Annotated in this window: 5 protein-coding genes; all 5 read left to right on the top strand. The window is 61.4% G+C overall.

Features of this window, described 5'->3' with window-relative positions:
• Window positions 1–831 carry an amidohydrolase family protein gene (locus tag HBH25_RS01245; RefSeq protein WP_168080691.1) on the top strand — a complete coding sequence of 277 codons (831 nt, stop codon included), beginning with the start codon at window positions 1–3 and terminating at the stop codon, window positions 829–831.
• Between the two features lie 82 nt (window positions 832–913).
• Entirely contained in the window at window positions 914–2299 is a 1386-nt protein-coding gene (locus HBH25_RS01250) for a GntP family permease (RefSeq protein ID WP_168080693.1), read from the top strand.
• A 248-nt stretch (window positions 2300–2547) separates the two neighbouring features.
• Window positions 2548–4626: a M10 family metallopeptidase C-terminal domain-containing protein gene (locus HBH25_RS01255; protein WP_168080695.1), complete on the top strand. Its 2079-nt coding sequence runs from the start codon at window positions 2548–2550 to the stop codon at window positions 4624–4626.
• Between the two features lie 344 nt (window positions 4627–4970).
• Window positions 4971–6101 (top strand): hypothetical protein, encoded by a 1131-nt coding sequence (locus tag HBH25_RS01260; RefSeq protein WP_168080697.1) that lies wholly within the window; start codon window positions 4971–4973, stop codon window positions 6099–6101.
• An 88-nt stretch (window positions 6102–6189) separates the two neighbouring features.
• Window positions 6190–7338, top strand: coding sequence for an epoxide hydrolase family protein (locus tag HBH25_RS01265; RefSeq protein ID WP_168080699.1), 1149 nt, complete (start codon window positions 6190–6192; stop codon window positions 7336–7338).
• Window positions 7339–7657: the final 319 nt, after the last annotated feature.

A 7657-nucleotide genomic window follows, 5' to 3' on the forward strand; every position in this document is an offset into this window, starting at 1 on the left:
ATGCCCGATACCTCTGCTGTTCCCCTGACTGGCATTGATGCCCATGCCCATGTGTTTACCCGCGAGCTCGACCTTGCGGCGGAGCGCCGATATGCCCCTGGCTACGATGCCCCCTTGGCCCAGTACCTGGCTCACCTGCACCGCCACGGGTTCAGCCATGGGGTGCTGGTGCAGCCCAGCTTCCTGGGCACCGACAACAGCTACCTGCTTTCAGCCCTGCGCCAGGCCCCGGAGCGGCTGCGCGGGGTAGTAGTGCTCGCACCTGATACCAGCCCTGTAGTGCTGGAGCGCCTGGCGGCCCAAGGCGTGGTCGGTATCCGCCTTAATCTGCTGGGCAAGGCTATGCCGGACCTTCGCGAGCCTTTATGGAAGCGTTTTTTTGGCCGGGTCGCTGAGTTCGGTTGGCACGTAGAGCTGCATCGGCACGTGGACGACCTGCCCGAGCTGGTCACCCAGTTGCTGCCGTGTGGGGTTCGGCTGGTGATCGACCACTTCGGCCGCCCCGACGCAGCACTGGGCGTGCATCATCCGGGGTTCGCGCACGTGCTGGCGCTGGGCGCGAACGAACAGGTGTGGCTGAAGGTGTCCGGCCTGTACCGTTTAGGTGGAACCGATGAGCAAAAACTGGCCTTCGCGCGTGAGGCCATGGCACTGCTGGAGCAACGGTTCGGTGCCCAGCGCCTGGTATGGGGCAGTGACTGGCCTCATACCCAACATGAACACCACATAAGTTTCCCCACCGCTGTGGCACAGCTTGAGGCCTTGGGTTGTTCGTCACACCTGCGGCAAGCGTTGCTGATTGACGCGCCCCGCGTGCTGTTCGGGTTTTAACCCTTGTATGCGCGTATGACGCTTGAACCCTTGTTCAACGGCCGAGTGCTGTTCCAAAGCCTCCCAAACCGAGATTTCCTTCATGACCGCTCTTGATATACAGCTGTTACTCACGGCGTTGACCAGCGTGCTGGTGCTGGTTGCATTGATCGTATCGCGCTTGAAGCTGCACCCTCTGCTGGCCTTGCTGGTGGTGTCCATCGGGGTAGGCTTTGCCACCCATATGGAGCCGGGCGCCATCGTCACCCATCTGATCACCGGCGCGGGCAAAACCCTGGGCGCGGTAGGGGTGGTGATCGCGCTGGGCGCCATGCTGGGCAAGATCCTGGCTGACGCCGGGGTCACTGAGCAGATCGCCGAAGTCATCCTCAGGCGCACCTCGGACCGCATGATTCCGTGGGCCATGATGATGGTGGCCTTTGTGATTGGCATTCCCATGTTCTTCGAAGTGGGCCTGGTGATCATGTTGCCGCTGATCTTCAGCGTGGCTCGCAAGCTGGAAACCCAGGCACGCTTCAAAGGGTCGGCCTATGTCTATGTCGGTGTGCCGGTGATCTCGGCCTTGGCCGCCATGCATGGCATGGTGCCGCCGCACCCAGGCCCTTTGACCGCCATTGCGGCCCTGAAGACCTCGGTCGGCCCCACCATGCTTTACGGCTTTCTGGCAGCGATTCCGGCCATGATCCTGGGCGGGCCGCTGTATGGCGCGTTTATTTCACCGCGCATGACCACTAAGCCCGATCAGGCTTTGCTGGACCAATTCACCCTCGCTGAAACGCCCGCCGATCACGCCCGCCCGAGCGTCTGGCTGGGGGTGCTGGCTGCTTTGCTACCGGCCATTCTGATGCTGGTGCACGCCGTGGCCGAAATGGTGCTGCCTAAGGGCGCCGCTGCCCTGGAACTGGCCAGCTTCCTGGGCAACCCCTTGATCGCCATGCTGCTAGGCGTGCTGTTTGCCGGCGCCGCCCTGGTGTTGGTTCGCAAAGGTGATGCCGAACAGTTGCGCGATGGGCTGGGCAAAAGCCTCAAGCCCATTGCCTCCATCATCATGATCATCGCCGGGGGTGGCGCGTTCCAGGAACTGCTGACCAGCGCCAAAGTAGGGGACGCCATCGTGCACCTTACCCAGCAATCGGCGTTCCCTCCGCTGATACTGGGTTGGCTGATCGCCATGCTGCTGTCGGTGTCCACCGGCTCGGCGACTGTTGGCATCGTCGGCGCTGCCGGCTTGCTAGCACCCCTGGCTGGCGCAGACCCTACACTCAACCTGCCACTGCTGGCGTTGTCCATCGGCTGCGGTTCGCTCTTCTTCAACTACGCCAACCACGCCGGCTTCTGGATGGTGAAGGAATCCTTCGGCATGACCATGGGCGAAGCCACCAAAACCATCTCGGTGGTGCAATCCATCGTAGCCGTGGTGGGGTTGATCGTGGTGCTGCTAATTAACGCAGTGGTAACCGTGGGCTGACCGATGGCTCTATCAGTGACGACGCTATCACAAAGCAGATCATTGAGGCTTCGATTGCCGAGTACCCTGGCAACTGCCCATGCCCTTACAGCGCCGCGCGAAATGGCAGTGCTTGCGGGCGGCGTAGTGCGACGCCATCAAATATCCGACCGCTGGTTTGCAGGTTGATGGCAACGGCGCTCAAACCCGCTAGGGTGGAAGGGCCGTTACATACCAGCACCTCTCACCGCCCTGCAAAGGAATGATTCATGGCCGTCTACACCCCTGTTTCCACTGCCAGCTACACGACTAGAACCGCCCCCGGTACCGTCATCGTCGATGTAGCCGGCCTTAATGAAGTCAACCAAAGCATTGCCGTTCAGCCAGACGGCAAAGTGCTAGTGGGCGGCTTCAGCTTCTACGGCGGGCCCATCGAAACCTACTATGACTACTCGGTGGTTCGCCTGAACGCTAATGGCACGGTGGACACCAGCTTTGGCGTGAGCGGCCGCGTGGTGATCAGCGCTCAGGTGTCCATCGATGAAGGCTACAGCCTGGTCGTACAGCCTGACGGTGCGATCATTGTGCAATCGCCTGGCTATGTAGAGGGCGAGTCGACGGCCAGCCTCACACGCCTAAGCCCTGACGGTACCCCGGACACACTATTCAACGCCAATGCACAGGCCAGCATTCCACCAGGTTTCAGCACCGATGAAGGTGACCTGAGGGTCAATGCCGACGGCACGGTGCTGTACAGCGGTGGCCGCGAAAACGGCGCCAGCCTGATACAGCTCAACGCCGATGGCACACGCGACACCCGGTTCGGTGCGGGGGGTGTGCTCAACGTCGATACTGGGCTGGATCTGTATGGTGACCGGCATGCCATTGCGCTGCCCAATGGGCAGGTGCTTGTGGCCAGCGCGCAAGGCTACGGCGAGGGCTCCCACTACAGCTTGATACGCGCCAATGCCGACGGCTCCCTGGATGACCGCTTCGGCGACCACGGGCAAGTAGGGTTCAGCGCTGATGTACTGGACGACTACCGGAGTGACATTACCTTGCAGGCCGACGGCAAGATTTTGCTGGCAGGCAGCAACAGCAGCTATGGAGGCTTCTCGCTGGTACGGCTCAACGCTGACGGTAGCTACGACAACACCTTCGGAGCAGGCGGGGTATTGGCCCTGGATATCGGCCCTGGCTACGACTCGCCACGCTCTGTCACCGTGCAGGCCGATGGCAAGATACTGATCGCCGCTGATAGCTACCTGGGGGCAGCAGCCGGCGAAGTAGTGGACGGCTATGGGGTGGTTCGGCTGAATGCCGATGGCAGCCTGGACACCACTTTCGGCAGCCAGGACGGCAAGGTTCACCTGGACGGTTCGCCCAATGTGGACCTGCTGGAAGGGTCAGGTGACGCTGAAGTGCTCAATGGCGGCGCAGGGAACGATGTGCTGCAAGGCGGTGGCGGGCGTGACGTGCTGATCGGCGGCCAGGGCGCAGACGTGTTCCGCTTCCCCTCCCTGGAGGACAGTTTCCGAACGTCCACCGGCGCATTCAGCGACCGCATCCTGGACTTCGATGCCAGCCAGGACCGTATCGACCTCAATGGGCTGGGTTTCACCGGCCTGGGCAATGGCCATAACGGTACGCTGGCAGTGCAGGTGAGTGCCGACCACCGCACGACCTACCTAAAAAACTACGACGCGGCCGCCAACGGCCATCGCTTCGAAGTGGCCATCGACGGCGACGTGGCCGCCAGCCTGAACACCAGCAACTTGCTGTTCTCCACGGTGGTGATCACCGGGACGGACGGCAACGATACCCTGACCGGCACCCCCTTGAACGAAGTGCTACGAGGGTTGGCCGGGGATGACCGCCTCAATGGCGGCAGGGGCGATGACGTGCTGATCGGCGGCACCGGCCGGGATACCCTGGACGGGGGTGAGGGCAAGAACACCTTTGTGTTTACGGCCCTCACTGACAGCTACCGCAACGCGACCACCAGCTTTGCCGATGTGATCAAAGGGTTTGAGCACTACAAGGATGTGCTGGACGTATCGGCCCTGGGGTTTACGGGGTTGGGCGATGGCCATAACGGCACCTTGCAGGTCAGTTACAGCGGCACGCTGGACCGTACTTACGTTAAGTCGCTGGAGCCGGATGAGGCGGGCAATCGCTTTGAAGTGTCTCTCGACGGGTCTTACGACGATGAACTGCGGGCCAGAAATTTCAATTTTGCCCCCACCACACTGGCCAAAGAGACTGCGGGCACGTCGCACACCGCTGAGGTGCCACAGATTGTCATGCTGGGGGTAGAACACCCTGCAGAGCACGCTGTCGTGGCGTAATGGCAGAGAGGGGCGCTTTTCCTTAAAAGCCCCCTCTACCCGACAAGCGTTGCCCCGATCTCTTTGGCAGCGCCTCCGCCTCCGGTGACGCACCGCGCGCTGAGGGCTTTTTCCAGGCGGTGCTTCGCAGCGCTTCCACGTTTTCAGCCCTGCGCGCCTCGGGAGAGCGAAGGCACGGGAAGTAGGTACTCGGCCTCGCCACCACCTGGGCAACGCGGCCGAACAACGGCGCGGCTTGAGGCGCAGCCTGATCCAGCGATAAAAGCCGCCTGCTGTCAATGGAACCACGCCCCCTCTTTCACCACACAGGCAGTCTCCATCCGATCTCGCGCAAAGGTACCGGTATGTCGACGCTAGTGCAGGGGCCAGCGGCCCAAACGTTTGGGCTGGATGTTTCGCCCTACCAGCCACCCTCCAGCCTTCAGCCGGGGCCAGGCAATCCTTCGGGCGGCGGTGGTCGCGGTGGCGCCGTGGACTTCGGCAGCTCAGCCAACCTGGGGCTGCAAAACAACCAGATCCATTTTGGCGGGCAGGCCCCGCAGGCCACGCTGGGCAAAACGGCTGCTGCCGGACAAACCGGCCAAGACGATGACGTGATGTCACGGGTACGTGACCTAGTGCAGCAGATTCTGCAATTGCTCGCCCAGTTCACCCAGCAGAACCAGAACGGTAACGCCGGCGCGGCCCAGAACAATGCCGGCGGCAATTCGTCTGGCGGCGGCAGCGGGCGAGGGGCCGGTGCGCCAGCAGGCGGCATGCCAGCGCCCGAGCAGGCGACAGCCCAACCTACCGCCAGCCCAGCACCGGTGCAGAAGGCCGAGACCCCTGTACCCACCAGCCCAACCGCTCAGGGCGAGCCTGCCAACGGCTCGGGGACGAGTGAAGCGCAAGCCACCTCTAAACCCGCTACCGTTGCCACAGAGAGTGGCCAGACGTCAGGCACCGGGCCTTACTCACTCAATATCACCAATACCGATGATAAAGAGCGGTCATACGGTGCTTTCGACAAGAATGAAAAACTGATCGGCGAAATCACCCTCAAGCCAGGGGAAAAGGGCACCCTCAAGTACGAAGCTGATACCACCATGCTGTTTAAACAGAAGGGCGATGACGGCAAGTACCACGCGGATGCCGCTCGGCTAGAGGCCTATAACAAATTCGTGAATACCAGTGACATCGATGGTCGCGATGCTTCTATCTACGCCACGGATGGTAAAGGTTTTGAAATCGGCGACAAAAAGAGCATTGCCGCCGAAGCGTTGAAGCAGGGTGTGATCAAGAACCTGGATGACACCATCCCCGGCTGGTACGACGGCTCCACGGCCGAAATGCAGAAGGGCGGCGCCTTCCTGGAGCAGCAGTTGGGAACGGGCGATACGTATATCCACCCTAACGACGACCAGCTTGGGCAAGGCAAGAACCCCATGCGCAGTTCCAACTCCATGAGCTTGGATGTGGAATTCGGCAAAGCATGATGGGTAGGGGCTTGGCTCAGCGTGAGTAAAGGATATAAGGGGCTTGCACAGGGTCCTGTAGTGGACGGAACCTTCACAGGAGACACCCATGGTCGCCCCTTACCGTATTCATATCCCCGATGAACGCTTGGCGGTGATCGCTGGCAAGGTCACCGCCTTCGACTGGGGCCAAATGCCCGACGCTGGTGGATGGACGGCGGGCGTCGGCCTGGCTGACCTTCGGCGCCTTGTAGACTACTGGCGCACCGCGTTCGACTGGCGAGCGGTGGAGGCGCGCCTGAACCAGTTACCCCATTTCACCACCGTGATTGATGGCGAAACCCTTCACTTCGTCCATGTAAAAGGGGACGGCAGTAAACCGCCCCTGCTGTTACTCCATGGCTGGCCTGGGTCGTTCATTGAGTTCGAAGCGCTGCTTGAACCGCTGACAGCCGATGGCCATGACGTGATTGTACCGTCGCTGCCGGGGTATGCCTTTTCCACGCCCATCACCGGTGTGGTGGGGCCTCGGCGCACCGCAGCGCTTATGCACGAACTGATGGCCCGCGTGTGTGGCCACCAGCGCTTCGTTGTACAGGGCGGTGACTGGGGATCGTCTATCGCCGGCTGGATGGCCTACGACCGACCCGAGCGGCTGCTAGGGCTGCACCTCAACATGGCCAACCTGGCGGCCGAAGGCACCCAGGCCAGTACCCCTGAGGAGCAGGCCTTTTTCAAGGCCCAGGCGCTGATGAGAGAGGAGGAAACGGGCTATAGCCACCTGCAGCGCACCCGCCCGCAAACCCTTGGCGTGGCTTTGGCGGACAGCCCGGTGGGTGCTGCGGCCTGGATATTAGAGAAATGCGGCAAGTGGGCGGACCTGCCTAGGAACGCCCAAGGTGCCCCGGACCTGTGGGCCCGGTTCACTGAAGAACAATTGCTCACCAACATCATGCTCTACGTGGCGCCCTCGGCCATGGTCACCGCTACCTGGCTCTACCACGGGCGGCAACTGGAAGGCTCCGGCGCGTTTCCCCCTGGTACGCGCATCACGGTACCCATGGCCTTTGCAGCCTTTCCTGACCCGGTGTTTGCGCCACCGCCCCGCACGTACGTGGAGAAAACCTTCAATGTGGTGCAGTGGAACGACATGCCCGCAGGGGGCCATTTCGCAGCGTGGGAGCAGCCTGCGTTGATGCTGGCCGACGTACGCCGATTTATCGCAACCCTGACCCGTCAGGTAGGGAAGGCGATGTAGCGTGTAGGAATAACCTTATAACTTTTGTAAGTAAAATTTCATAATTCGTTTGCTCGGATCACAAAAAACATGGTTATTTAGTTGTACGACGTGTACCAGGCCACAAGCCGGGTGCCGATCGATCGCCAGGCATGCCTTCATGCTGCGATCACAGCCGAACGGGTCCACCCTAGCGCTGACACCCGCGCGGGCCGTACCCGGTCGTTGACCCTCCAACGAAAGGGAAAGTCTTGCATGATCATGTGGTATGCAATGGTTGCTGTCATGAACACTGGGGCAACGTCCCCCGCGCACTTCAACGATCCCCAGGCCCACGCAC

It is taken from the genome of Pseudomonas quercus, assembly GCF_012033695.1.
GTDB lineage: Bacteria > Pseudomonadota > Gammaproteobacteria > Pseudomonadales > Pseudomonadaceae > Aquipseudomonas > Aquipseudomonas quercus.

Bases quoted from the DNA above. Each gene is read 5' to 3' on its own strand.
- HBH25_RS01245 (WP_168080691.1), top strand. From the start codon at position 1: ATGCCCGATACCTCTGCTGTTCCCCTGACTGGCATTGATGCCCATGCC.
- HBH25_RS01250 (WP_168080693.1), top strand. From the start codon at position 914: ATGACCGCTCTTGATATACAGCTGTTACTCACGGCGTTGACCAGCGTG.
- HBH25_RS01255 (WP_168080695.1), top strand. From the start codon at position 2,548: ATGGCCGTCTACACCCCTGTTTCCACTGCCAGCTACACGACTAGAACC.
- HBH25_RS01260 (WP_168080697.1), top strand. From the start codon at position 4,971: ATGTCGACGCTAGTGCAGGGGCCAGCGGCCCAAACGTTTGGGCTGGAT.
- HBH25_RS01265 (WP_168080699.1), top strand. From the start codon at position 6,190: ATGGTCGCCCCTTACCGTATTCATATCCCCGATGAACGCTTGGCGGTG.